We start from the raw sequence: 1225 nt of genomic DNA on the forward strand, positions 1-1225 counted from the left end.
GCTGTGAGTTCAATGGGTCGATGCAACGCTATCCTTAATCAAGGGGGACGTTGCCATGAAACGAAGAACTCGGATTAACTACACGCCAGAGCAGAAGGCGATTATCTGGGACAGATATAAGCAAGGTGATTCCCTGCATGATATCGCCAGAATGTTCGACAGATTTCATTCTTCTATCATGCCCACAATCCACCAGACAGGTGGCTACCGTCCTCCCGTGCGAAAGCGGCACCGATTAGCGCTTTCGCTTGATGAAAGAGAGGAGATATCCAGAGGACTGGTAGCAAAACTCAGTATCAGGGACATCGCTGCCAAATTATCAAGAGCGCCCTCAACGATTAGCCGCGATGTCAGGAGGCACGGAGGTGCCAAACAATACCGTGCAGCAAAAGCCGATGCTGCTGCGTGGGAAAATGCTCTGAGACCAAAACCTTGCAAGCTAATTAAAAGCCCCACATTGTGTAAAATCATTGCAGAGAAGATGTATCAGGACTGGTCGCCGGAACAGATCGCCGGTTGGCTGAAACGCTGTTATCCGGATAATCAGGAAATGCATGTGTCACACGAAACGATTTATAAAACGCTTTTTATACAAACCCGGGGGGCATTAAAAAAAGAGCTGCAGCAATGCCTCAGAAGCGGAAGAGCGGTTCGTAGATCCAGAACGTCATCGCTTAAAGGGAAAGGGTTAGGATCAATCCCGGATGCGATATCGATAAGCGAAAGGCCACCTGAAGTCGCAGACAGAGCCATACCGGGTCACTGGGAAGGTGATCTGATCCAGGGCTCGAAAAACTCCTATATCGTCACTCTCGTAGAACGCCATTCCCGCTTTGTTATGCTGGCCAAAATCAGAGACAACAAGACCATAACGGTTATATCTGCACTCATCAGACAAGCCCGGGAATTACCTGTTGAGCTTTATAAAACACTAACATGGGATCGGGGGGCTGAAATGACCAGCCACACCCGATTTACTGTAGCGACAGACATTCAGATTTATTTCTGTGATCCTCAATCTCCCTGGCAACGCGGCTCAAATGAAAATACGAACAGATTGCTCAGGCAATATTTTCCCAAAGGAACTGACTTATCGGTTCACAGCCAGCAAAGACTTAACAGTGTTGCCAGACTGCTCAACGAAAGGCCGAGAAAAACGCTAGACTATGAATCACCCGCAGAGCGGTTCAATCAATGTGTTGCATCCATCGGTTGAACTCACAGC

Annotated in this window: 1 protein-coding gene; it reads left to right on the forward strand. The window is 48.2% G+C overall.

The features are described 5' to 3' along the window. Nucleotides 1-55: 55 nt before the first annotated feature. The gene (locus NWP14_RS27730; protein WP_375216314.1) at nucleotides 56-1216 is read left to right on the forward strand and encodes an IS30 family transposase; all 1161 of its coding nucleotides are present in this window, start codon (nucleotides 56-58) and stop codon (nucleotides 1214-1216) included. Nucleotides 1217-1225 lie beyond the last annotated feature (9 nt).

The sequence above is a fragment of the Klebsiella sp. C349492 genome, from assembly GCF_042055345.1.
Lineage (GTDB): Bacteria > Pseudomonadota > Gammaproteobacteria > Enterobacterales > Enterobacteriaceae > Klebsiella > Klebsiella scottii.

What these genes read in the sequence shown, in the direction of transcription:
- NWP14_RS27730 (WP_375216314.1), top strand. Translation starts at nt 56, where the DNA reads ATGAAACGAAGAACTCGGATTAACTACACGCCAGAGCAGAAGGCGATT.